The organism is Chryseobacterium urinae (assembly GCF_030518295.1).
Taxonomy (GTDB): domain Bacteria; phylum Bacteroidota; class Bacteroidia; order Flavobacteriales; family Weeksellaceae; genus Chryseobacterium; species Chryseobacterium mucoviscidosis.
In genome coordinates this window covers 64,716-89,299 of sequence record NZ_JAULSJ010000009.1, presented here as the reverse complement: position 1 = coordinate 89,299, position 24,584 = coordinate 64,716, and the positions used below count along the sequence as shown (strand labels likewise).

Genomic DNA, 24,584 nt, shown 5'->3' with positions numbered 1-24,584 from the left:
TTTTTCCCGAATGAAAAATTTTCTTTTGATTTTGTTATTAAGCCATATTTCATGAAAAGACTGAATTTTTGAAGTGTTTTATTATTAATTCTTTGGCTAATTGTATACATTTGTAAAAAAAGAATTTCATCTATGGGAGTAGGAACTAATCTTAAAAGGCTGAGAAGCAAAACCAAATTTTCTCAACAGGAAATTGCCGATATGTTGGGATTAGACAGAAATACATATACCAACTGGGAAAATGAAATCACCGATATTAAGTCTCAATATATTCCGAAACTTGCCGAAATTTTTCAGGTGAAAATTCAAGACCTTTTTGAAGATGGTCAAAAATCAACAGTTTCAAATTCGCAAGAAAATTTTGAAATGCACGATAATTCAATTGGTCAAAAAGATATTCAGCAGGGAATTATCATCAATATTACAGATTCTGAAGCAGCAAAAGTAATCAGTTCTCAGCTTGAAGAACTGATTAAAAGTCTGAAAAAATAAGTCGTTTTTTTATCTAACACTTGTGTTTTGAGCCTTAGTTTTAAGACTCTTTTGTTTTATTATTTCGCAGGGAAGTAAAATATTATTCAAAAGGTTTTAATTCCAGAGGATTGTTAAATCTTTTTTGTTTTCTTTTCATCATATCATCAAATTCTTTTCTCATTTCTCCCTGTAAAACGGGCAAAGAAGCTGAAGTAAACCTGAGATTAAAAGAAGCTTTTAAGTAATCCTGTTTGTCATATTTTTTAAATGCTCCTATATTAAAACTAAATTCATCATTAAACTTCTCTACTTTGGAAGCTGTAAAATGATAATCATCCCGGGTATCATACAATTCAAAAATTAAACCTGGCAATCCATTAAATTTATACGGACCTAAAGACTGAGAATATTCTTTAGAAAAGTAAGCAATCCATCGTCTTCCGAATTTGTTTGTTGTCGCCATTTGGCATTTGACTCCATTTATCATTTTTGTATCAGAATAAAGAACCCATTGTAATTTTAAAGCCTCCTGATATCTTATTTTATTTTCGGTAACTGTTAAAAAGGTATTGATTATTCCGCTTTTCCCAATAACCCTTTCTTGAAAATAATCGCTGATTGCTCTCAGATCAACACCTTTACTTTCGTATTGTCCTGTATCATTTAAATAATTTTGATTTGCTCCAAAATAGTAATCCTGCGAATTTCCTATTAAAACAAATTTCTGCTCTTTTTTAAAATTCTCTCCCAAATTTAACGCAGAATTGTATGTAACCCTAATAGAAGGAACAAAAGAAATCTTCTGTGAAAAAGGAAAAAAACTAAAAAAGATGGCAAGTAAAAGAAATATTTTTTTTGATTTCATCGCTAATAATTTGAAAAGTCTTTCTCAAACAGTGATATTTGAAACAGACCTTAATTTAAGGATTAAAAGTTACACTTGAAGGATAATTACCACATTCGTCTGCATTTTTTTCTGCAATCCATAAAGCCATCTCAGATTGGCTCCAATCTCCGGTAAATGTTGTATAATGTTTAACTCCACAAGTTGAAGTCCAAACAGCCTGAAGTGTTTTCGCAAACGCCATCACTGAAATACCCATCATGGCGCTGAATAAAATTTTCTTTTTCATAAAATTTGTTTTCTTTTAGAATCGTTAATAATTAATTTTTCCCTAACTATACAATTTTGCCTAGAATAAATGTACAGTTCGGATGATGCATCATGATGACTTTAAAGAAATACATCTTACGGTAGAGCACCGCAAAATGTTTCGCGAATTTCTCATTTGTGTCATATCATAAAATTATGAATAATATTGTAAAGTTACTGCATAAGAAAATCAGCAAATTACGCCGTATTTATTGGGTAGAAAAAAAAATATTTTTTATTTGAAAATTAATAAAATTCATCAAAATTTATTTTGTGTTTTATATTTAAATGCCATCAACAGTATTTTATAGAATGGTATAGAAAAAATTCTATACTTTTAGCTTATAATATTCACTTTCAGATAAAAATCAGTTATAAATATTTTTTTATTTTAGCGGGAAGAAATGAATTTTTATTCATCAAATTGTGTTTTTACCCTGCAATTCTTTTTTTGCAGGGTGTTTTTTTTGCCTTTAAGATTATTTTTCAGTTTTTTATTTAGTCTAAATAGTTAAAAATGATTTGAATCATAGATTAAAAAAAGCTTAAATCTGTTAACATATATTTTTATTTAATAATTTTGTAACATTAAATTTTTAAGAAATGGGAATCAATTTAAAGCCTATAGATATTGTAGATGATATTACTCAGGAAGAATTCATTGAAAAGTATCTGAAGCCGAGAAAACCTGTTGTCATTAAGAACATGGCAAGAAAATGGCCAGCGTACCAGAAATGGACCATGGAATATATGAAGGAGGTAGTAGGTGATGTGGAAGTTCCGTTGTACGACAGCTCGAAGGCAGATCCTGCAGCTCCCATTAATGCTTCGGCAGCCAGAATGAAATTCGGGGATTATATCGATCTTATCCAGAGAGAACCTACCGATCTTAGAATTTTCCTTTTTGATCCTATAAAATTTGCCCCAAAACTTCTGGAAGATTATATTTCTCCGAAAGAATTAATGGGTGGATTTCTGGATAAATATCCCAATATGTTTTTCGGAGGTAAAGGTTCTGTAACGTTCCTGCATTTTGATATCGATATGGCTCATATTTTCCATACGCACTTCAACGGAAGAAAACATATTCTTCTTTTCGATTACAAATGGAAAGAAAGACTTTACCAGATTCCTTACGCAACATATGCGCTGGAAGATTATGATATTGAAAATCCTGACTTCACAAAATTCCCTGCTTTAGACGGCGTAGAAGGTATTGAATGTTATCTTGAGCACGGAGACACTTTATTTATGCCAACCGGATGGTGGCACTGGATGAAATATCTGGACGGAAGTTTTTCTATTTCCCTGAGAGCATGGGACAAATCCTGGGCGGTGAAAGCGCATTCTTTATGGAATCTTACCGTACAGCGTAAATTTGATGATATCATGAAGAAGAACTTCAAGAAAAAATACATGGACTGGAAAGAAAAAGTGGCTGTAAAAAGAGCAGAAATTGCTCTGAAGAGAGGCTTACCAAGATAAAAAAGAAAGACGTTTCGGGTGAAACGTCTTTTTTATTGATTAAAATTTACCTGATGATCTTTTCGATACTTCCTTTTGCACAGTTAAAAGCCTCTTCCGCTTCTTCGTAAAATATCTTCATCGAGATCTCGAACCCGCTTGCCATAAAGAATGTAACATGACCTTCGATATTGTAGCTCAGAAAGCCAATATGATTCACATTAATAACCAATGGCTGTCCCATAACCTTTGCTCCTTCCAGTGCATTTGGCTTTTTTACGTGGATAACGTTCGACGCTTTCACATAAATCAAACCGTCTGATGTTGTTTTAATTATATAAGCCATGAACTATTTTTCTGTAAAGGTATCAAATAAAACCACATGAAAAAATCCCCGAAAGATTCGGAGATTTAGTCAAAAGTATTAATATTTATAGTGATTGGTGTTTTTCCTGTAATTAGTGATAAAAAATATTCCCGAATTGCTCCGGGAAATATTTAAGATCCCTTATTTGCTTATTTTTTAATAGTTGCAATTAGGCATTCAACTACTATGCCAAGAATAACAAAGAACTGAAAAAAAATATTTTTTTTGTTTTTGATACCTCATTAGAAGATTTACCCTAAAAACGGCATATTTTTAGATTAGCTCACTGTAACACACCAAAAATATACATATATGAAAGCAACTGCACAATCTGAGAACATCAACTCTCACTTCAACAGGGAAGTTGAACGTCAAAAGGCTCTTAAAGCTCTGGAAAAAGCAAAAAGCATTAAAAGAAAAGTTGTTTTTCTTCCGCAGGGAGCAACAGGGAATCTAAATTACAGAGATTCATTCTAAATTTACTATCAAAAAAATGAGCTGCAGAAATTCTGCAGCTTAATTTTTTATATCAGTTTTGTAAGTTCTTCTACCAAAAGCTTTACCTGAAGCGGTCTTTTCTTTTTATCGACATCCAGCCTGTTGTAAAATCCGGTTTTCACGATCACCATCTTTTTTTCGGGAACCATGATAATGAACTGTCCTAAAAAGCCGTAAAAAAATCTGTATTGATGATCACTTTCGTCATCTGCCCAGATGGTGTAGCAAAATGCATCGTTCTCTATTGTGGGCGATAAAAGTTTTTCACAATATTCTTTACTGATGAGCTGCTTTCCTTCCCATTCTCCTTTCTGCATGATAAGCTGTCCGAGTTTTGCGAAATCTCTTGGTATTGCATGGATACAGCAGAACGCTTTTTCAACGCCTTTTTCGTCGATGCTCCATTTTGCAGGTAATTCCATTCCTAAAGGCTGCCATATTTTTTCTGAAAGATAAACTGCAAGATCTTTTCCCGTTGCTTCTCTTAACGCAAGTCCTAATAATTGCGCAGCAACACTTTGATATTCATACTTTTCGCCCGGCATTTCCTTGAACCCAATTCCGAAAGCCTGCTCCGCAAGATCGTCTACAAAATACTGTCTGGAATTCTCTGCAAAAGGATGATGGTATTCTTCTTCCCAATCCAATCCCGCCTGCATTGTCATTAAATGTTTAAAAGTGAGATGTTTTCCGAAACGGCTGTTTTGGTATTGTGGAAAAACGGTGGAAATCAACTGGTTTTCAGATTCAATATATCCGTCATCGATCGCACAACCCGTTAAGATTGAAAGAACGCCTTTCGCCATTGAAAAGGAATTCATTAAAGAAGAAGCATCATGATCTTTCCAGTATTCTTCGTGCAGGAGTTTTCCGTCGTGAATTACCAGAAGAGAAGATGCCCTTGTCTTTTTTAGCTCGTCCAAAACTCGTCCTGAAAGTTCCTTTTTATTGTAACTGATGTGTTTCTTCCAGCGTTTCGGATGTCTGTTGCGAATAACCCGTGAAGGAAATTTTTCCTCATCGTCTGTTGAGGGAGTAAAAGGTCCTTTTTTTAAATTGATCGCTAAAGCTTTAAAAATATATCCGTATCCCAAAAGGAGAACCACAGCAACAAATGCTGAAATTCCTGTGATACCTGCGGTTAGAAGTTTTCTCATAGTAAGTTTGAAAATTGATTTTCAGATAAAATCTTAATAATCAATCATTCAAAGTATATGCCGCCAATTTTATCGTTGGATTTTTATTGTGTTGAATTATTAACAAGTAATTCTTCCATATTTCGGGTGACTTCATTGCAGGAAAAACAGGCTTCTTTGCCATCCTGAGAAAACCATCTGCACTGCGAACGGATCGGACAAAATGATAATTCAGTATTTTTCGGGAAATTCAGATCCTGAACTTTTTTGGATAAAGAACATCTTGATTCCTCATGATTCCATTGTCCGCAGCCTTTTTCCACACATTTTCCGGTGAAACGGAATCGCTGCTCAAGGTTTTCATTCTGTTCAATAAAATCTTCTGTGACGGTAAGAGGGGTTATAAACTGTACTTTTCCGTCTTTATTGACGACTCCGAAAAGCTGCGCCCCAACTTTTCCAACATAGCTGGGACACATCTTTTTTGAAGAATTAAAACTAGCCTCCATAAGCTTTTATCTGATTATGGATTTCTGTAACCTGCTTGGTAAGATCGATTCCCGGCTTGAAAATAATGATTCCCCAGGGAAACCAGTCTTTCACTTTTAAGGGTTTAGTCAGTTCTCTGAAATTTCTGTGTGCGCCGAAAGCCTGTGTGTTGTCTACTTTGGACAGTTCGGAAAGCACTACATTCTGAATTCCCTTGTCGATGTTTTTTAATTGTTCGTCGGTAAGGTCTACGCCTTCCAGTGAAACGAAAAATTGCTTTTTAGTTGCCATAAGTGTTGGTTTTATTGGTTTTAGTAAAGCAAATTTCGTCTGATAAAAATTAAATTCCATCAGTAAAAACAACAGTTCCGCATGTGAAAAATACGGAAATTAAACACTGATTATCAATAAATTAAATCAAATTTTAAAATTTATAAGATTCTGTAAACAGGATATTGTCTGAATGTCTTTTCTTCAAAGTAGGGAGAATTTCTATAGATCCAGTCGAGCTGAGCGGTCCCGTCGTCGGCAAATTTTTTGTCGGCTGCTTTTTTAGCTTCGAATTTCTGTTTTAAATCTTTATCTTTTTTCAGTAATTCTGCGGCGGTATCTTCGAAAATATAAGCTGAATAATATTCTTTCTGGGCTAAAATACCGTCGAAGAAATTCCAGTTGAAAAAGGAATCCAGCGCTTCCGGTTCAAGGGTTTCAATGATGTATTTTATGCCTTCCTGATCGGTCGGAACCATGTAATCACCTGCTGAAAAAGTTATCTTTTTATTCGCTTTATCTACGGTTGTTTCAAAATGGAGATAATGTCCTTCGTAAGGATTTTTAACGGTTTTAAAATCATTGATTCTGTAAGATTCCACCGCAATGGTACTGTCCTTCTGAATCGGCTTCATCTGAATTTTATTTCTTTTAAATTCCTCAATAACACGGTATTGCGACTGTGGAATGACGTAATACTTCGGAATGGTGATATAACCTGTAGGAACTGCGGTTGTAAACAGCCTGATGTTTTTCGTGAAGAGTTTGCTTCTGTCGTAATAAAGTCTCGGTTTTCCGGAAATTTCACTGGGTTTGTATTTTCCCTCAAAACCTTTGAAATCCATCGTTGTATATTTTGCAGAATCTATTTTCCAGCGGATTCCGTACTGTTTTCCGGCTTGGTACTGTTTTAGATTTTCAACTCTGAGTTGTTTTATTTTCTGATAATCCTGATCTAAGTTCTGAAGGTTCACCAACATATATTTGTACGTCGCATCCACTCTTTTGTCGTATGGTTTCAGCATATGCGTTTCAGGAACGGTTCCCAGAGAATTGAACAGCGAGGTATATCCTGTAGAATATCTCGGGGAATCTTCAAACGAAGCAAAGCCAACTTCCGGAATATCGCCATGAATATTAACGTAAGGCGTACTTTCATAACCCAGTTTCTTTAAGTCTTCTAAATTTTTAGCCTGATAGCTGTTGTAAAAATATTCGCCCAAAATATTTCCCAGACGTTCTTTAAAGGTAGAAATATAAGTAAATGTATATTGATAATCTGCTCCGTTACTTACGTGATTGTCAATAAAAACATCCGGTTTCAGCCACTGATAAATTTCCTGAAAACTTCTGGCATTTTTGGTATCTGCTTTAATAAAATCTCTGTTCAGGTCATAATTTCTGGCATTTCCTCTGAAACCATACTGTTCCGGACCATTCTGGTTGGCTCTGGAAAATGATCCGCGATTGAGCATTCCGCTTACGTTATACGCTGAAATGGCTGCGACAATGAAATTCTGTGGTGTTTTGATTTTCTGAGTTGCCAGATTTTTCATCAGCATCATAGTCGCATCGATTCCGTCCGGTTCGCCGGGATGAATTCCGTTATTGATGAACAAAACGGCTTTGTTTTTTCTTAATTTATCAAGGTCTTTTTCGGGAAAAGGATTGTAAATGACCACATAAATTGCTTTTCCGCTGTCGTCTTCTCCTTTTTTAAGGTACTGAATGGTGTTGAAATTTTTAGCTAAATTCTGATAATAGCTGTTCATTTCATCATAACTTACGGTCTGATTTCCATTTCCTTTTTCAAAAGGGGTCTGAAATTGATTCTGGGCAAAAAGAAATGAAGAAGTAAGCAGCAGGAAAAGATATTTCAGTTTCATTGAGTGGTATTTTGGGCTTTAAAATTACTTAAAGTTTGTGAAAACTATTATTTTTAACGCGGAGACCGTAAAGATTTTATTAAAAAATTTGAAAATATTCTTCGTTCGCAAAGGCGTTTTACTCAGCAAAGATGTTGCTTTCCAGAATTGTCATTCACTTTACTAAATCTCATGAAGAAAGGATCTATCTCTGAATAAGCTTTTTCACTCTCCTTCTGAACTACGCTCGTAAAAATGCGGTTTATATTCTTAATGACATGACCAATGTGTATTTTGCTCCCGCTGATTTTGCTGATGGCGCTGATTTTAAGTATCAAAAAAAATATCTTCCCAATTTAGAGAAGATATTTAGCGGTTTTTAGGTTTAACAGTATAGTTATTTCTGCCTTTTTCATTGGGATATAATGACGGAAGGGAATCGCTTTGCCAGAATTCTTTGGAATCGATATCCATGATTGTTAATGCTCCGGTGAAGGCAGCTCCGGTATCTAAATTCCAGACATTCGCTTTGTTGATGGGTTCTTTACTTCCCAAATGCAGTGTCGGTGTATGGCCGATGAAAATTTCGTGGTATAAAAGCAGCCTTTTCGGATAGAATTCGGAGTCTTTCGCCAAAGTTTTGTCCATTGCAACGGCTGTTTCCCACAATGTTCTGTCCCAACGGTAATTGCTGGAATACACTTCTTTTTCGGGACCGTGCATGGACGAATAGCCTGCGTGAATAAACAGTCGCTTTTTATCGTCGACATAATAGTTTTTCATCCGCTGGAAAAATTCAAGATGAACTTCAAGTTCTTCCAAAGAGAAATCTGAATAGCTTTCTACCGTACTTTTTCCACCATTGAAAAGCCATACATCTTCACTTTTCCCGAAAGCAAGCCAGTCTTCCGTCCATGCATCATGATTTCCTTTAATAAAAATACATTCCTGCTTTTTGGCAAGTTCAATTAAAAACTGAATGATCTGCGAAGATTCGCTCCAGCCATCAACATAATCTCCGAGAAAAATGAGGGTGTCGTTTTCTGTAACAGCAGCTCTTTCCAAAACCTGCGTCAATGCTTTGAATCCTCCGTGAATGTCGCCTATTGCTAATGTTCTTTTCATTTAAATCTATTTTGATAATTCGGACAAGAATCTATAATATCCATCGCCTCCGATAAGGTACGCTTTAGATGTTCAATAATAAAATGTATTGTTATTACGGTTCCCGCTCCTTTTCCAAATAATTCATTAACTTTTTCTTTTAAATCCTCTTTATCCGGAGAAAAGTCTTTTACAGCTTCATCAAATTCCTGTGTTGTCATTTCGAAATATATTCTGCATCTACAAAATCAGTCAGCCAGACTTTGTTTTCTGAAAGGTAGAATAAGATTCCGTCTTCGTGCATTTTTCCGGTTTCAATGGTTAAAATGACAGGTTTTCCGTGACGCATTCCGACTTTGGTTGCGGTTTCTTTATCCTGACTTAGATGGACGTGCTGTCTGTTTCTCTTTTCAATTCCTTTTTCAAAGATGGATACAAGATTGGCTTCTGCGGTTCCGTGGTAAAGAAATTCCGGTGGCTGTTGTGGTTTCAGCGCCAGATCAATATCAATCGAATGTCCCTGATTTGCACGGATTCTGGTTTTATCCTCGTTTAAAATAAAGCGTTTTTTATCGTTGGTTTCCACGACCTCATCCAATTCTTCCAGTGTGAAAGCGCGATTTTGTTTTGCACATTTTTCCTGTAGTTCTTCCACATCTGCCCATCCGTTTTCGTCTAAATTCAGCCCGATAACTTCGGGTTTGTGTCTAAGCACAAAGCTTAGGTATTTGCTTATTCTTTTTTTATGTTGTTCGTTCATGGTTTTTGTTTTAATTTATTAATTACTTTCTGTACGTTGAAATAATCTTGTTTTAATTTTTCGAAAGTTTGTCTGTCTTTTTTGTTTAATCTTGCTAAAAGGGCTTTTTTTTGATAGTAGTATTCATCAAAGTTATCTTTATCATTCTCCTCCATGTTTTCTAATTTAAGATAACTTTCAATTTCATTATCATTTAAATTATAAGAAAGTAATTTCATTTTGATCGTTAGATTCCAATAAGAATCAAACTCAAGACCTTCTTTAATTTGCTTCTGAATTTTTTCTATTTTGTTGCTATTATCTTTTGTTGTTTCACAATTGTTCACTTTTCTCCAAAGCAAATCTTCAATAATTCCTTCACCAAACTCTCCCATTTCAGTTACATAATGCGAATTATAGTTTCTAAGATTTTCAAGAAATATCTGATTTTTATTCGGATAAATAAATACATTCCGAAGATACATGTTGTAACCAAAATGTTCTCCACAATCATCAAACCGAGTAACCAATGACTTATTTTTAATTTCATCCAATTTTGTTTGATCTAAATCTTCATTAATTAAAAATTCAACAGCTTCTTCTACGGAATTTATTGTGGCTGTTCTTTCTTTTGCTTTTTTTAAAACTTTTTCCTGCTCTTCAATTACTTCTTCTATTTGTTGCTTTATTTGCTCATCCGTAAAATTCTCCGGATCTTGTTTTTCTACAATTGGACTGACAAAATCATCATGGGAAATGATCTCTCTAGAATTTGTAATGAGAAAAACTTTTAATCTAAACTCAAAAAATCTATTTTCAAATTCAAGAATTGATAAAATTTTCTCATTCTCATAATTTTGAAGATTTTTTCCAAAAACATTCTCTATTTTAATTTTATCTATTAAAGAGTAATTGAATGTGTTCGTCTGAGTTTCTGAAAGTCCACCAGACTCTGTTGGGTTTTCGTCCGGATGAGATTCTCTGTATTCTTTAAATTTATCAATATCACATTCTACTTTTGCAGTGATCAAAATATTATCTTTAAATTGCTTTAATCTTTCAGCAAATATTTCAATTTCTTTCTGCTTAAAAGCATATGGTATTTCATTGAATGGCAATACTTTAAAATTATTTTGAGCAAGAAACTCCAAATCTCTCAATTCAAGCAAAACGTAAAATGTGACGGTCTTTTTCATTTCAATTTCTCATTTAATTTTTCACACAATTTCTCAATATCCTCCTTTCTCGCCAAAACATCAATCCACTCTTTCGGAATACTCTCAAAACCATAATATATTCCGGCAATTCCGCCTGTGATGGCTCCGGTTGTGTCGGTGTCTTCTCCTAAATTAACAGCTTTCAATACTGCTTCAGGATAACTTTCAGAATTTAAGAAACACCATAATGAGGCTTCCAGACTGTGAAGAACGTAACCTCCTGAACTGATGGAATCTTCATGATATTCTGAAATATCATTCTTTAAAACCCTATCAAAAAGCTGTATCTCTTTCGGGTTAAAGCCTTGAACTTCTGCAAATTGCAATACCACTTTTTGAGTGTGATGATATGCTTCTTTTTTATCTTTTCCTTTGATTAATTCAATGGCAAAAATTACATAAACAAAGCAGGCAAACGCCGAGCGAAAATGTCCGTGTGTGATTGCAGAGACTTCTTTTAACGTCTGATAGAGCTTTTCAATATTTTCTTCGTCTTTAAGATAGAATGCCAACGGAAGTGTTCTCATTAAAGAGCCGTTTCCGTTATCTTCTTCAAAAATATTTCCTGAAAACTTTGCACTTTCTCCTTTTATTAATCTTGCAACAGAATGCCTTGTTGTTCCGCCAATATCGAACAATCTTCCGAGAGCCGTCCAATGTCCGTATTTTACCCACTTCACAAAGCTTTGCCCGATTTTTTCCAGATCATAACCTTTTGTGAGTTCGTCTGCAATGCAAAGCGTTAACGAACTGTCGTCGCTCCACGTTCCTTTCGGCTGGTTCCACGATCCAAATTCACGCATATTTTCAACAGGAAACGTTTTTAAAGTTTCTCTGGTTTTAAATTCCACCGGAACGCCTAAAGCATCACCCACACAAACTCCGAAAATTCCGGCTTTTATTGTGTTATCCATTATGCAAGATTTACCAGTTTGTCAAAAAGCAGTTTCATTCCCTGTGTTGCGGTTTCTTTCATCACAACAGCTCTCTGTCCGTACCCGAAACCCGTTTCGTTGGGGTTGATCACGATTAAAAGACAGTCATCCTTGATATCATGAATTAATCCCGCTGCAGGATACACCTGTAAAGACGTTCCGATTACCAAAAATATATCGGCTTCTTTTGCCATTTTGGTTGCTTCTTTCATTAGCGGAACATCTTCTCCGAACCAAACAATAAATGGTCTTAACTGCGCTCCGTCTTCTGCTTTATCGCCGATGTTGATATCATCTTTCTGCTCGTAAATCAGGTTTTTATTGCTGCAAGAACAGGATTTGAATAATTCGCCGTGTAAATGTAAAATATTGGTTGAACCTGCTCTTTCATGCAGATCATCGATATTCTGGGTAATGATCTGAACTTCAAAATATTTCTCCAGTTCTGCCAATAATCGATGTGCCTCATTCGGTTCTACTTCGTGAAGCTGTCTTCGTCTTTGGTTGTAAAATTCAAGGACTAAAGCCCTGTCTTTTCGCCATCCTTCCGGACTTGCCACATCTGTGATGCTATGATTTTCCCAAAGACCATCTCCGTCTCTGAAGGTTTTTATTCCACTTTCGGCACTGATTCCAGCACCGCTTAATATGGTTAGTTTTTTCATTTGGTTGTTATTTTTTTTAACGCTAAGTCCGCAAAGATTCTGTTTCAAATTATCTCGTATATTTTCGTTCGCAAAGGCGTTTGACTCAGCAAATAAGCATTAATTTTATTCTTCTAATAATTTTCTGTAAATCTTTTCATTTTCATCATCAAAACATACGAAAATAACTTTTTCTATGATCTCCGATTTAAAGTTTTCCACCTCATCTATGGCAATTTTAGCAGCCAATTCTTTTGGAAACCGATAAATTCCTGTGCTGATGTTGGGAAAAGCAATGGTTTTCACCTTTAAACTTTCCGCCAACTTTAATGAATTATGGTAACAATTTGCCAATAATTTCGATCCTTTTTCTTCATCTCCATTCCAGACCGGACCAACGGTATGAATGACGTATTTCGCAGGGAGATTTCCGCCGGTTGTAACGACTGCTTCTCCTGTTTTGCATTTGCCCTGTCGGTTTCGGATTTCTAAACACTCATCAAGAATCTTTTTTCCTCCTGCCCGATGAATGGCTCCGTCTACTCCGCCACCGCCCAATAAGGAAGAGTTGGCTGCGTTAACGATAGCGTCTGCTTCTATTTTGGTGATATCGCCTTTTATTAATTCAATGTTCATAAAATTTGCTTTTTTTCCAATCCTCAACATTCTTTGTCCAATCCGGAATTGATGCTTCATCGCAGCTTAAAATACTTATTCCTCCTGCCATTGCGCAGGTTGTATCTCTGTCGCCTAAAACTGAAACGGTATTCCAAAGGCATTCTTCAAAATTGTTTCGGTATCTCGAAAGCATCCAGAGTACAATCGGCACAGTGTCCTGAGCGGTCATTTTTATTCCGTTTCCTAATGTTTTGACTAATAACTCAATGCTTGGATTTCCGTCTAAATATAAGACTTTGTTCAGTTTACTTTTCATATCAGAATCCTTCAATTCAGACTGAATTTTCTGAATAAATTCCTGCTGATTCAACTGTATCAATCCTAATTTTTCCTGAATGACAAAAGCTGCGGCCAATGCAATGGCTTTTGTGCCTTCTATTGCTTCTTTGTTGGCGTGGGTAACTTCACAGGACAGTTCTGCATTTGTTTTAAGCTGATCCAGATCATCATAAAAATAAGCTCCGATTACAGAGGCTCTCATTGCTCCTCCGTTTCCCATAGAACCCTGTCCTCCAAATTTTGAATAGGAAACTTCTTTCCATTTTTCACCATCCTTTACTGCTCTGAAATATTGATGCATTGAAGGTCCGTAACCTCGATTAATATCAAGATAATAATTTTGGGTAAACTCTTCCGCCAGAAAATCCTGATTGATTTGTCCGAATTTTTCTAATGATTTGAAAACAGCAATTGCCATAATGATATCATCCGTAAAATCCAGAGTGCTTTCAGGAATGATTCTTTGATGGATGTGCATTCTGATCATACTTTCTTCACCAAAGAAACTTTCCCCAAAAGCATCACCAATGGAAATCCCCGTAAGTGATTTTGAAGCGAGTAAGATTTTATCTTTCATTATTTTAACCTTAATTTCTTATTTAAATCCTCATCATCAAACAACAACGGTTTTTCTTCAGGAAGAACTAAATTGTCTAAATCGTCATTCAAAACAAACTGATGCTGTTCTTTAACAAAATCTGAAATATCTTCAATGAAAAGGAGGTCTTCTTTTGCAAAGGTTTTGATGAAATCATTTCTCAAACCAATCTGAATGGCTCTCCTTTCCAGTTTGTTTCCGAAAGGATCGTGATCCGGATCCCACTGCAGTCTCACAGAAGATTCTTTCACCTGATTCTGCCATTCTTCTCTTGAAATTTCTAATTTTTCATTGTATGAAGAATAGACTGCGTTTTTCAGATAATTTTTAAAAGCATCCATCTTCAAATGAATGGCAAGAACAGATTCCTGACCTTCTTTTGTTCCCCAACCGTTTCGGAACATCATCCAAAGAAAATTCGGTTTGATCCAAGTCATTCTTTCTAAACTGAATCCGCCGCCAAAATATTGATTTTTAACGGCAAAATTGCCTATTTCTTTCCGATACGACTGGTAGACAATAATTTTATCTTCATCATACTGAGCCATGATATGATAGCCTTTTTCCGGCCAATCCTGTAGCTGTTCTTTATATTTTTTTAAATTGATTTTCATGATATTTCTTCAAACGGCTTTATCATTTCCTCTTTTTTCGAGAGAATGGCAAAGACCACTCTTTTAAATTTATTTTTATACTTCCCAAGAAGATGCTTTTTGAATAATTCGGCAATTTCTTTCGGATCATTTTTGAAAACTCCGCATCCCCAAGCTCCTAAAATTAAGGTTTCATTTCCTTTGTTTAAAGCTAAAGCAAGCATTTTATCTGTTCTTACATCCATTGCTCCGAAGATTTCATCCGCTCTTTCCGGTTCCTGACGTTTTACAACGCCTGCGTTCACTGCGGGAGAGGTGATGAAATTGCACAAAACAGGCTGATCCAGCAATTCTCCTTTGTCTTTCCTGAAAACGGGAACTTTCGGGCTGTAAATCATCATATCCGTGTAAAAACAGGATTCCATTGCACGGTGGGTTTCGTAATATTCCCAACCCTGAAGCAAACTGTCATGAAGTCCTGAAGTTCTCGCCAGACTTTCTTCCTGAGCTTCGGCTCCGTTAATGAACCCACCACCGGGATTTTTCGCTGATGCAAAATTCAGGCACATGAGCTTCTCCTGATCTTCTTCTTCGGCTAACTGTAAAATGGCTTTCAGGGAACTGCATCTCCAGACTTCAAACTGAGTCTCAAATTGGGTTTCCGGAAGTTCGTTTTTTGTCATTTCCGACAGTTCTTCCGAGGAATACAAAACGGTTTCTTCAATACAGTTCTGCATTTCATTTTCTATGCTGATTTTTTCGTTGTTTTCGTTGATATAATATTTTTTAGCTAAGATTTCCAGTGTATCTTTCGCCATTCCTTTATTTATCATTGTTAGTTTTTTAATGTTTGCCAATAGATTTTCCAACTCTTCATTTGCTGCTTTTTTGAAGTCTTTTCCCATGAAAACTTTTGTCACTTCAATATTGCCGACAATTGCCTGATTAAATTCTTCCAGTTCTTCGGAAGGAATCCAGAGTTCGTTGTGATTTCTGGCTCCTACGTTTTGTGAGGGATATTTGCTGACTATTTCCTCAGAAACTTCAAACTTCGTAACAAAACCGAGATAATTTCCGGCTTCGTCTCTGGTATTCCATTTTCCTGCGATTTCGGAAGCGTATTCTTCATTCAGAACGGGGTAGAAAATGGGTTGCCAGTTTAATCTTGGAGGGAATTTTTTATAATTGCTTTCGATGATTAAGAGCATTTCTTTTTCTCCGACGGGTCTGTATAAAGTTGTTGTTTTCATGTTATTTTTATTTTTTAACGCAAAGTCCGCAGAGTTTTTTGTTACTACTAAATGTTTTTAAAATCGCAAAGGCGTTCTACTCAGCTAAGATCCGAGAGTTCTATTAAATTTATAATTTTTGATAATGATCTGTTTCCTTCTGACTGTGGATTTGTTGCGTCGCCTTTTAAATATTTTATTGTTTTCATGGTTTATTTTTTCTTTTTTAACGCAAAGTCCGCAGAGTTTTTATTTTACTAATAAATGTTTTTAAGTTCGCAAAGGCGTTCTACTCAGCTAAGATCACAAAGATTTTCCAATTATTCGAAATCATAAACGAATACCTCGACATTGTTTTTCAAGAGTGTTCTTTCAATAATCGGCTCGATTTCTTCCCATTTTCCGCCTGCCAAACCGCAACCGATTCTCGGCATATGAATTCCTGCATTTATTTTCTTTGCTTCATCAGAAAGTTTTTCAAGGCATTTTTCAACGGCTTCATAACGAATCGGGGAAATTCCTTTTGAATTGGTTTTAATTTTATGCTGACCAATCATGTTGCAAACCCAAATATCTTCTTCAACCTGAATAGTCTGGATTTCTCCGAGATTAAAATTTTCAGCCTCATGAAACCATTTTCTATATTCGTTTTCCGGCTTCTTCCAACGATTTGAAATGGCTAAGAAAAAACCTTTTCCCCAACCTCCGATGTCGTTGCAAATGTGTGCGATGATCTTGTTTCCTTCAACTTGAGGATTTGTTGCGTCGCCTTTTAAATATTTTATTGTTTTCATGGTTTGTTTTTATTTTTTAACGCAAAGCCCGCTAAGTTTTTTTTTACTACTAAATGCTTTTAAGTTCGCAAAGGCGTTCTACTCAGCTAAGATCTCAGAGTTCTGCTATATTTATAATTTTGAATAATGATCTATTTTATTAAACTTGAGGATTTGTTACATCGCCTTTTAAATATTTTATTGTTTTCATGGTTTGTTTTTAATTTAAAACTAAAACTGCTTCATCATCAGAAAGCCTTATTTCTGCTGTTGCTCCGCTGTTGAACTGTAGAAAATCCTGCTCAATTCCGTCGCTAAATATAAAACCATTATTCGGCATTAGTGATTCGATGATTAATTTGTTTCCTTTTCTTAATTTTCCGCTGCAGATATCGGTTTGCGTTCGGATACTTTTAAAAGGTTCTCTTACCGCAAAATACAAATCTTCTTCATTCAGCTGCGGATATTTTAAAGCTGTTTCGCCTAAAATTCCGAACGCCATATTGAAAATGGAACTTAGCCAACCTGTACTTCCTGTTTTTGTGGAAACTATTATTCCGCTGGAAGAATGGGTTTCTTCTTTTCCGTTCAGCATGATTTTATATCGTGCGGAAGAATGTGAGGAAATTCCTACAAATAAATCATTTACCGCCCGTAATTTTTGTCCGTCATTCAGCACTGCTTCGGCAAACTTCATTTTTTTTGAACTAAAATTTCCGTTCATCACAGCTTGCACGCCTTTTAAAAAGTTTTTTGCGGTGAAGGGAAGCAAAACGCCGTCATATCTTTCGGGATCGGGATTCACCGCAATGATCGGAATATGTTTGGAATATTTGGCAACATTGGCTACCAAACCGTCCTGTCCTACCACCACAATCAGGTTATTTTCGGAGAAAATGTAGGAGGGAACAAACTCTCTTTCAATCACTTTATTTTTAATGATTTTGGAAAGCTGGGTCTGAACTTCCAAGAATGACTGACCGAATTTTTCGTGTTCATCCACATATTCCTGAAAATTTCCTCCGGAACTTTCAATATAAAACTTCGCCTGAGCCTGCGTGTTGAATCTTTCGACCAGAGACTCAAGACGGGTTTTATTTTTGATGATGATGGCGTATTCTACTTTCATTTTTTAATTATTCAGAAGTTTTTATTTTAACACAAAGTCCGCAAAGTTTTTATTTTACTACTAACTGTTTTTAAGGTTCGCAAAGGCGCTCTGCTCAGCAAAGACGATAACCTATTTTATCCTTTTTTTGAGACCGTTAAATGCTTCCAACTTCCTTCTTCCAGCCTCTTACTTTTTCAAAATACTATCCAGCAAATCGGGACTGATGTTTAAGTTTCCGATTTTTCCGGCGTTTTCTGCCAATTCTCTGAACGCTAAAGCGATGTTATTTCTCGCATCCTGTCTTCCGCTCAAAGCAGTGAGGACTTTCCAGTCGATTTCTTTGTATGGCTTTAAGGAAGTTTCCAGAATATAACCTTGTGTTTCTGCTTCTTTTCTGTCGTTTTCCGTTTTTTGCTCGATCAGTTTTTTTCTCTGGTTTTCTACAGAAATATCGGCGGCAATTTTCATTTCACGAAGGATTCTGTTGTTTTCTTCCTGCTGAACTTCGGTTTTCATTCTTTTTTCTTCAATCTGCTTTTGCTTTTCTTCAACAGCAATTTCTGTATTCAGCTCAGATTCTTTGATCTTTCTTTCCTGTTCCACTGCAAAATTTCTTCTTTCATAAATCGCTTCATCGGCTTGCTGCTGCAGTTTTTCTCTGGTTTCCGTTTCCAGGGCTCTTGCCATTTCAGGAGTGGTCTGAACGGCTAAAATATTGGCTCCCAAGATTTCAATTCCCATGCTTTTAATAGATTCGGAATCTATTAATCCTTTCAGAATATGATCTTCAATCTGTTTGGCAGAACGGATAGCATCTTTTAAATTGAGCTGATGAATGAATGATGAAGTCGCTGTCTGTGCGAGATTGATGATTCTCTGGTTCAGCTTTTCAATGTCATTCTTTTTGTAAACTCCTTCTCCGTCCACGGTAAAATCCAGCGTGTTGGAAAGTGCTTTCGGATCGGTCACTTTATAGCTGATCTGTCCCTGAATTTTCACGGTCTGATAATCGTTCGTGTTTTCATTAAAGATAAAAGGCAGATCGTTGCTTCCCAAAGGAATAGCCACAATAGACGAATTGGGAGCGAAATAAAAGAACGATAAACCTCTTCCTTCTCTGGCGATCTTTCCATTTTTAAAATGAAGAACGTACGTCATAGAATCAAATTTGATGTGTGTAAATCCAAACATAGCTTTATGATTTTTAGTGAAACAATCTGTTAATTTTCGTGTATTTTTTACGCAAATTATAGGTAAAATTTTTTACACTTTTATTTTATTTAAAGCAAAACACTTTTCGATATTTTTTAATGTTCCGCTTTTTCTTTTTTCATCGGTATTGAAATCAACCGCCAGAAAATGAGTGCATAGATCAATTCCAAAGGTATCTCTTTCATAATTTGAAGTAAAACCGCCTATCACTTTCCATTTTTCAGCTTTTGTTTTAAAAGAATTGGCAAAATATCTCGGTCTTTTTCCGACATGAAGAATGGTTACCTTCTCTGTTTTATCTTTTAAAAATTCCATCATTAATGTGTCGGTCCCTGAAAAATCTCCGATAATAAACTCACACTCATCAAGATTGAATTTCTTTAACGATTCAATATAAAACTGCTGAAACTTTTCCCAGGATACATTTCCGTTTCCTGAAACATATATCTTTTTCATTTTTAAGTCTTTAAATACATTACATCTGTTCTTAAAACATATTTCTGTCCGCTGATGAGTGTTTTTCCTTCATGTCTCAAAGGATGATAGAAAACCAACGCAGAGCCTTTCTTCGGAGCTACAGTGAACAAGTGTTCAAATTCAGTTTCTCCGCCTTCGAAATCGTCATTCAGATAGATTAAAAAGGTATAGAAACTTTTCTCATTTTCATTTCTGATGTAGCTTCCATCGTGATGCATTTTAAACTGCTGTCCCGGAGAATATTTATAAATCCTGAACATTTCATTAAATCCCGAAACTTCATAATTGTCATGAATCTGAGGAAGAAATTCAACCGCTCTTTCATAAAGATTTTCGGCTAAATTATTATCAAAAATCATCAATCTGTCGTTGTTTCGGATTCCTTTGCTCATAACCTGTCGACCTCTCATATTGATTTTCGCTTCCTCAAAGACTTTATCCTTCGTCATTTCAATATAATGATCGCATTCTTGATCCGAAAGGAAATTTTCTATTAAAAATATCTGAAGATGGAGCTCTGTTTTTTTCATGATTTCTAATTGGTTTACGGCTATTGTGTTTTTACCCTCTTAATTCGTCTCTTACTTCCATTAAAGCAAATCCTAATAAATTTTCACCATTCCATTTTGAAGGATCTTTTGCTTTTGCATTGGTTTCCAGCATTCCGATTCCCCAGATTTTATCGTACGGACTTGCCTCTACTAAAATTGTATCGTCTGTTGAAAGCAGAAATTCTTTAAATTTTTCGTTTTGTGAAAATTTCAGAAAATTTCCCTGTTTCACGATTTCATATTTATGCTCGTTCCAGGTTTCCGGATCAAAATTTCTGACTTTTCTGCCTAAACTTTTCGCCTGATTCGGAGTTTCTGCTTTTAAAATCTGCTCTAAAATTTCATGATCATTAAATAATCTCGCTTTTCCGGCCATCATATAATGTTCTGCTGTTTTGTACATGATTCCGTTTTCTTGAAACTCAAAAGGAAACCACTGACTGAAGCATGCTTTTGTAATTTCATCTTTCACGGTATGTCCCCAAAAGAAAAGAAATTCCGGATTTTCTTTTTGATGAAATCTTTCGATGGTATTATTTAATGTATATTTCATTATTGCGTTATTTTTACACAAATTTAAAGGAATATGATTTTATCTTCCAAATTTATTTGTGTTATTTTTACGCTAAATGTTTTAATTGATTGATTTTCAGTGCTAAAAATTTATTTTTATTTAAACACAAGTGGCACAAATGTTTTTCACAAATGGCGCAAATTTTATTTATGCTTTAGATTTTGGCTAAAGCTGGTTTGAAATTTTTTTATTTAAACACAAGGGGCACAATGTTTTTCACAAAGGACACAAGTATTTATTGGTTTTTATGTTTAGACTAAAGCCAATTGAGATTTCTGAATTGAAAAATTATTTTATTTAAACACGAATGGCGCAAATGTTTTTCACAAATGGCTCAAATTTTATTTATGCTTTAGATTTTGGCTAAAGTCGGTTTGAAATTATTTTTTTAAACACAAATGGCACAAATGTTTTCGCAAATGGCGCAAATTTTTAATCAATTAATATAGAGGGTAAAATTTACACAAATTATATCATTCTGACACAGCCTGAAGGGATGCGAACGAAGTTCACAGAATCTATTATTATGTTTGGTCTAAATGTAAAGATTCTTCATTCCGCTTCGCTTCATTCTGAATGACAGCGAACGCAAAAGAATCATTCGTGAAAATTTGTGTAAATATTTGTGCTATTTGTGTTTAAAAACACTATTTGATTTCGAAATAAAATCCCTGCTCTTCCAGTTCCTTGTATTTTTCCTGATTGAAAGTGAAGAGTTTTCCGGGTCTTCCGCTGCCCTCTTTTTTAAGATTATTGGTTTCATTAAGCAATCCGTAGCTCATGATCTTTTTGCGGAAATTACGGCGGTCTATTTCTTTACCGATAATGGTTTTGTATAGGTTTTCAAGATCTGAAAAGGCAAATTCGTCATTCAAAAGATTAAATCCGATCGGCTGATACTGGATTTTCGTGCGAAGTCTTTTTAAGGCAATACCAATAATGGATTGATGATCAAAAGCCAGTTTCGGAAGCTGATTGACGCTGAACCATTGTGCATCTTCGGCATCAGAATCGGCGAACAATTCATGATAGGATGGATTGACAAGTCCTAAATAAGCGATGGAAACAACGCGGTTTCGGGGATCGCGACCTACATTTCCAAAAGTGTAAAGCTGCTCCAAAAAATCGGGCTTTATTCCCGCTTCTTCGTGGAGTTCGCGTTTTATGGCATCATCAAGGTTTTCATCATCCAAAACCAGACCTCCGGGAAGCGCCCAACCTCCTTTAAAGGGTTCAATGTTTCTTTTAATGAGAAGGATCTGAAGATCTTTTTTATCAAAATATCCGAAAATTACTGCATCTACAGCCACTTTTATATCCTGTAATTTTTTTGGAGACTCCATTTTTTAATTTGCGTTATGAATACACAAAGTTACAATTTAGAATCATGAATATCAACATAAAAATAATTATTCTTTGTAGACAATTTTTATTTAAATTTATAATCAACTTAAAACTAAACAATTATGAAAAATTTATTTTTTACAGCTTGTACCTTTTTTCTACTTTTCTCTTGTGATAAAGGCAAAACTGTGGCAAAAACAGACTCAGATAAAACAGATTCTTTAACAAATGAAGAATGGAAACCCGTAGATTCTGCAACCGCAACAAAAGCCTGGATAGAATATGCAACTCCGGGAGAAATGCACAAAATGTTAGCAAAATCTGACGGAAATTGGTCTGGAGAAAATACCATGTGGATGGAAAACGGCGGAAAACCAATGATAAGCCAATCTGAAGTTACCAACAAAATGGTTTTCGATGGTCGTTATCAGGTAAGCAATCACAAAGGAAATTTCATGGGAATGCCATTTGAAGGAATGAGCATTTTGGCTTATGACAATTCTAAAAAGAAATTTGTAAGTACGTGGATCGACAATATGGGAACAGGAATTATGAATATGGAAGGCGATTGGAATCCGTCAACAAAATCTATTGAATTTAAAGGAAAAATGACAGATCCATCAAGACCCGGAAAAGACTGTGAGGTAAGAGAAGTTTTCACTTTCGTAGATGATAATACCCAAAAAATGGAAATGTACGGACCGGATTCTAAAACAGGAAAAGAATTTAAAACAATGGAAATCAAGTTCACGAAAAAATAAAAACATTAATCTCAATAAAAAAGAGTTAGTCTCACAACTCTATGATGTGGGTTTAGATTCCACTGTACGAAAACCATTCTCCATCAGGAGGTCGAGAAAAAACATAAAAAAAGTCCGTTTTCACTAGTTGTGAGACGGACTCTACTTTTATCTTTTGCCTTTTTACTTGGCTCTTTCACTAATCATTCAGCTTCAGAACAGCCATAAACGCCGATTGCGGTACTTCTACCCTACCAATCTGCTTCATTTTCTTTTTACCTTCTTTCTGCTTTTCCAAAAGTTTACGCTTTCTGGAAATATCTCCTCCGTAACATTTTGCGGTAACGTCTTTTCTTAACGCTTTAATGGTTTCTCTTGCAATAACTTTCGTTCCTAAAGCCGCCTGAACGGCAATATCAAACTGCTGTCTTGGGATCAGCTCACGAAGCTTTTCACACATTTTCTTACCGATGTGGTAGGCGTTCGAATCGTGAATCAATGAAGATAAAGCATCTACCATATCTCCGTTGATTAGGATATCCATTTTTACAAGCTTGGAAGCTCTGAAACCGATCGGATGATAATCGAATGAAGCATACCCTTTAGAAATGGATTTTAGCCTGTCGTAGAAGTCGAAAACCACCTCAGCCAAAGGCATATTGAAAATTAATTCTACTCTGTCTGATGTCAGGTAACTCTGGTTAACGATTTCTCCTCTTTTTTCGATACAAAGTGTCATTACAGAACCTACAAAATCAGATTTTGTAATGATAGAAGCTTTAATATAAGGTTCTTCTACTCTATCCATCGTGGTAGGATCCATCATTTCCGACGGGTTATTAATCATAATCGGAACTTCAGGCTCTTTTTTGGTGTATCCGAAGTAAGATACGTTGGGAACCGTAGTGATAACATTCATGTTGAACTCTCTATCGAGTCTTTCCTGAACGATTTCCATGTGAAGCATTCCTAAGAATCCGCAACGGAAACCGAAACCAAGCGCCGCAGAACTTTCAGGTTCGAAAACCAGAGAAGCATCATTCAGTCTTAATTTTTCAAGAGAGAATCTTAATTCTTCAAAATCCTCAGAGTCAATCGGATAAATTCCGGCAAAAACCATTGGTTTCACTTCCTCGAAACCTTCAATCGGTCCTGCTGCAGGTTTTTCAAAAGAAGTGATTGTATCCCCTACTTTTACTTCTCTAGCATCTTTAATCCCGGAAACCAGATATCCTACATCTCCACATTCTACCGATTTCTTCGGAACCTGCTTTAATTTCAGTGTTCCTACCTCATCAGCTCCGTATTCTTTCCCGGTTGCGAAGAATTTAATTTTTTCGTTTTTAGAAATACTTCCGTTTACCACTTTAAAGTAAGCCTCAATTCCTCTGAACGGGTTGTAAACCGAATCAAAGATCAAAGCCTGAAGCGGCGCATCCGGATCTCCTACCGGAGCCGGAATTCTTTCCACAATCTGCTCAAGCAGATGATGAACCCCTTCTCCTGTTTTCCCCGAAACTCTTAAAACATCTTCGTATTCACAACCGATAAGATTCATGATTTCATCAGTTACTTCTTCAGGATTTGCGGAAGGAAGGTCAATTTTATTCAGAATAGGAATGATGGTTAAATCGTTTTCCAGTGCTAAATATAAATTACTGATAGTCTGTGCCTGAATACTTTGAGCAGCATCCACAATCAGAAGTGCTCCTTCGCAGGCAGCAATGGAACGGGAAACTTCGTAAGAAAAATCTACGTGTCCCGGTGTATCAATAAGGTTTAAAATATATTTTTCTCCTTTGTATTCATAATCCATCTGGATGGCGTGGGATTTTATGGTAATTCCACGTTCTTTCTCCAAATCCATATCATCCAGTGTCTGAGACTGCAATTCTCTCTGAGTCACCGTATTGGTATATTCCAAAAGACGATCCGCCAAAGTACTTTTACCGTGGTCGATGTGGGCGATTATGCAAAAATTTCGTATGTTTTTCATTTAAGAATCTTGTAATTTGCAAAGATAACAAAATGCAGGATAATTCCTTAGTGTTAATTTTGAAGAACAAAAAT

Annotated in this window: 29 protein-coding genes; 4 read left to right on the top strand and 25 right to left on the bottom strand. The window is 35.6% G+C overall.

Features of this window, described 5'->3' with window-relative positions:
- Positions 1 to 132 precede the first annotated feature (132 nt).
- Positions 133 to 492 carry a helix-turn-helix domain-containing protein gene (locus tag QWT87_RS07575; RefSeq protein ID WP_185207550.1) on the top strand — a complete coding sequence of 120 codons (360 nt, stop codon included), beginning with the start codon at positions 133 to 135 and terminating at the stop codon, positions 490 to 492.
- A gap of 82 nt (positions 493 to 574) precedes the next feature.
- Here QWT87_RS07575 and QWT87_RS07570 read toward each other — a convergent pair whose 3' ends face one another.
- Both QWT87_RS07570 and QWT87_RS07565 read right to left on the bottom strand, forming a co-directional pair.
- Entirely contained in the window at positions 575 to 1,339 is a 765-nt protein-coding gene (locus QWT87_RS07570; protein ID WP_302715356.1) for a GLPGLI family protein, read from the bottom strand.
- A 55-nt stretch (positions 1,340 to 1,394) separates the two neighbouring features.
- On the bottom strand, positions 1,395 to 1,607 hold the full coding sequence (locus tag QWT87_RS07565) for a hypothetical protein (protein WP_288457373.1): 213 nt from the start codon (positions 1,605 to 1,607) through the stop codon (positions 1,395 to 1,397).
- Between the two features lie 623 nt (positions 1,608 to 2,230).
- Between QWT87_RS07565 and QWT87_RS07560 the strand changes: the two genes are divergently transcribed.
- Positions 2,231 to 3,112, top strand: a complete 882-nt coding sequence (locus QWT87_RS07560; RefSeq protein ID WP_185207556.1) for a cupin-like domain-containing protein — start codon at positions 2,231 to 2,233, stop codon at positions 3,110 to 3,112.
- Positions 3,113 to 3,158: 46 nt separating this feature from the next.
- On the opposite strand, the gene QWT87_RS07555 is transcribed toward QWT87_RS07560, so the two are convergent.
- A complete protein-coding gene (locus tag QWT87_RS07555; protein ID WP_076391105.1) occupies positions 3,159 to 3,437 on the bottom strand; it encodes a hypothetical protein in 279 nt (92 codons plus the stop codon).
- Between the two features lie 333 nt (positions 3,438 to 3,770).
- Here QWT87_RS07555 and QWT87_RS07550 point away from each other — a divergent pair, with 333 nt between their 5' ends.
- The gene (locus tag QWT87_RS07550) at positions 3,771 to 3,935 is read left to right on the top strand and encodes a hypothetical protein (protein WP_157967254.1); all 165 of its coding nucleotides are present in this window, start codon (positions 3,771 to 3,773) and stop codon (positions 3,933 to 3,935) included.
- A 47-nt stretch (positions 3,936 to 3,982) separates the two neighbouring features.
- Here QWT87_RS07550 and QWT87_RS07545 read toward each other — a convergent pair whose 3' ends face one another.
- The 21 genes from QWT87_RS07545 to QWT87_RS07445 form a co-directional block, all read right to left on the bottom strand.
- On the bottom strand, positions 3,983 to 5,113 hold the full coding sequence (locus QWT87_RS07545) for a serine hydrolase domain-containing protein (protein WP_302715349.1): 1,131 nt from the start codon (positions 5,111 to 5,113) through the stop codon (positions 3,983 to 3,985).
- An 83-nt stretch (positions 5,114 to 5,196) separates the two neighbouring features.
- Positions 5,197 to 5,601 (bottom strand): hypothetical protein, encoded by a 405-nt coding sequence (locus QWT87_RS07540; protein ID WP_302715347.1) that lies wholly within the window; start codon positions 5,599 to 5,601, stop codon positions 5,197 to 5,199.
- A complete protein-coding gene (locus tag QWT87_RS07535) occupies positions 5,591 to 5,872 on the bottom strand; it encodes a hypothetical protein (protein WP_256039485.1) in 282 nt (93 codons plus the stop codon). Before QWT87_RS07535 ends, QWT87_RS07540 begins: the two co-directional genes overlap by 11 nt.
- Positions 5,873 to 6,012: 140 nt before the next feature.
- A complete protein-coding gene (locus QWT87_RS07530; protein ID WP_302715343.1) occupies positions 6,013 to 7,737 on the bottom strand; it encodes a M14 family metallopeptidase in 1,725 nt (574 codons plus the stop codon).
- Positions 7,738 to 8,085: 348 nt separating this feature from the next.
- Entirely contained in the window at positions 8,086 to 8,841 is a 756-nt protein-coding gene (locus tag QWT87_RS07525) for a metallophosphoesterase family protein (protein ID WP_302715341.1), read from the bottom strand.
- On the bottom strand, positions 8,838 to 9,041 hold the full coding sequence (locus QWT87_RS07520; protein ID WP_302715339.1) for a hypothetical protein: 204 nt from the start codon (positions 9,039 to 9,041) through the stop codon (positions 8,838 to 8,840). Before QWT87_RS07520 ends, QWT87_RS07525 begins: the two co-directional genes overlap by 4 nt.
- Positions 9,038 to 9,580 carry an RNA 2'-phosphotransferase gene (locus tag QWT87_RS07515; protein ID WP_302715337.1) on the bottom strand — a complete coding sequence of 181 codons (543 nt, stop codon included), beginning with the start codon at positions 9,578 to 9,580 and terminating at the stop codon, positions 9,038 to 9,040. The genes QWT87_RS07520 and QWT87_RS07515 overlap by 4 nt, the downstream gene beginning before the upstream one ends.
- Positions 9,577 to 10,728: a hypothetical protein gene (locus QWT87_RS07510; protein WP_302715335.1), complete on the bottom strand. Its 1,152-nt coding sequence runs from the start codon at positions 10,726 to 10,728 to the stop codon at positions 9,577 to 9,579. The genes QWT87_RS07515 and QWT87_RS07510 overlap by 4 nt, the downstream gene beginning before the upstream one ends.
- Positions 10,729 to 10,751: 23 nt before the next feature.
- Positions 10,752 to 11,690 (bottom strand): ADP-ribosylglycohydrolase family protein, encoded by a 939-nt coding sequence (locus QWT87_RS07505; protein ID WP_302715332.1) that lies wholly within the window; start codon positions 11,688 to 11,690, stop codon positions 10,752 to 10,754.
- Positions 11,690 to 12,376 (bottom strand): SIR2 family NAD-dependent protein deacylase, encoded by a 687-nt coding sequence (locus tag QWT87_RS07500; RefSeq protein WP_302715330.1) that lies wholly within the window; start codon positions 12,374 to 12,376, stop codon positions 11,690 to 11,692. The genes QWT87_RS07505 and QWT87_RS07500 overlap by 1 nt, the downstream gene beginning before the upstream one ends.
- A 105-nt stretch (positions 12,377 to 12,481) precedes the next feature.
- A complete protein-coding gene (locus QWT87_RS07495; protein WP_302715328.1) occupies positions 12,482 to 12,991 on the bottom strand; it encodes an O-acetyl-ADP-ribose deacetylase in 510 nt (169 codons plus the stop codon).
- Entirely contained in the window at positions 12,981 to 13,889 is a 909-nt protein-coding gene (locus QWT87_RS07490; RefSeq protein WP_302715325.1) for an ADP-ribosylglycohydrolase family protein, read from the bottom strand. The genes QWT87_RS07495 and QWT87_RS07490 overlap by 11 nt, the downstream gene beginning before the upstream one ends.
- A complete protein-coding gene (locus QWT87_RS07485; RefSeq protein WP_076391083.1) occupies positions 13,889 to 14,524 on the bottom strand; it encodes a DUF4291 domain-containing protein in 636 nt (211 codons plus the stop codon). Before QWT87_RS07485 ends, QWT87_RS07490 begins: the two co-directional genes overlap by 1 nt.
- Entirely contained in the window at positions 14,521 to 15,753 is a 1,233-nt protein-coding gene (locus tag QWT87_RS07480) for a TIGR02452 family protein (protein WP_302715322.1), read from the bottom strand. Before QWT87_RS07480 ends, QWT87_RS07485 begins: the two co-directional genes overlap by 4 nt.
- 299 nt (positions 15,754 to 16,052) lie before the next feature.
- Positions 16,053 to 16,526 (bottom strand): macro domain-containing protein, encoded by a 474-nt coding sequence (locus tag QWT87_RS07475; protein ID WP_302715320.1) that lies wholly within the window; start codon positions 16,524 to 16,526, stop codon positions 16,053 to 16,055.
- A gap of 199 nt (positions 16,527 to 16,725) precedes the next feature.
- Positions 16,726 to 17,634, bottom strand: a complete 909-nt coding sequence (locus QWT87_RS07470; RefSeq protein WP_302715318.1) for a diacylglycerol kinase catalytic domain-containing protein — start codon at positions 17,632 to 17,634, stop codon at positions 16,726 to 16,728.
- Between the two features lie 168 nt (positions 17,635 to 17,802).
- Positions 17,803 to 18,807 (bottom strand): SPFH domain-containing protein, encoded by a 1,005-nt coding sequence (locus QWT87_RS07465; protein ID WP_302715316.1) that lies wholly within the window; start codon positions 18,805 to 18,807, stop codon positions 17,803 to 17,805.
- Between the two features lie 72 nt (positions 18,808 to 18,879).
- Positions 18,880 to 19,284, bottom strand: a complete 405-nt coding sequence (locus QWT87_RS07460; RefSeq protein WP_302715314.1) for a hypothetical protein — start codon at positions 19,282 to 19,284, stop codon at positions 18,880 to 18,882.
- 2 nt (positions 19,285 to 19,286) lie between these two features.
- Positions 19,287 to 19,835 (bottom strand): prolyl hydroxylase family protein, encoded by a 549-nt coding sequence (locus QWT87_RS07455; RefSeq protein WP_302715311.1) that lies wholly within the window; start codon positions 19,833 to 19,835, stop codon positions 19,287 to 19,289.
- A gap of 31 nt (positions 19,836 to 19,866) precedes the next feature.
- The gene (locus QWT87_RS07450; RefSeq protein ID WP_302715309.1) at positions 19,867 to 20,409 is read right to left on the bottom strand and encodes an NADAR family protein; all 543 of its coding nucleotides are present in this window, start codon (positions 20,407 to 20,409) and stop codon (positions 19,867 to 19,869) included.
- 668 nt (positions 20,410 to 21,077) lie between these two features.
- Positions 21,078 to 21,773: an NUDIX hydrolase gene (locus QWT87_RS07445; protein WP_302715306.1), complete on the bottom strand. Its 696-nt coding sequence runs from the start codon at positions 21,771 to 21,773 to the stop codon at positions 21,078 to 21,080.
- 123 nt (positions 21,774 to 21,896) lie between these two features.
- On the opposite strand from QWT87_RS07445, the gene QWT87_RS07440 reads away from it, so the two are divergent.
- A complete protein-coding gene (locus QWT87_RS07440; protein WP_302715304.1) occupies positions 21,897 to 22,535 on the top strand; it encodes a DUF1579 domain-containing protein in 639 nt (212 codons plus the stop codon).
- 178 nt (positions 22,536 to 22,713) lie between these two features.
- Here the strand turns inward: QWT87_RS07440 and lepA are convergent, their stop codons facing one another.
- Entirely contained in the window at positions 22,714 to 24,510 is a 1,797-nt protein-coding gene (gene lepA / locus QWT87_RS07435) for a translation elongation factor 4 (RefSeq protein ID WP_302715302.1), read from the bottom strand.
- Positions 24,511 to 24,584: the final 74 nt, after the last annotated feature.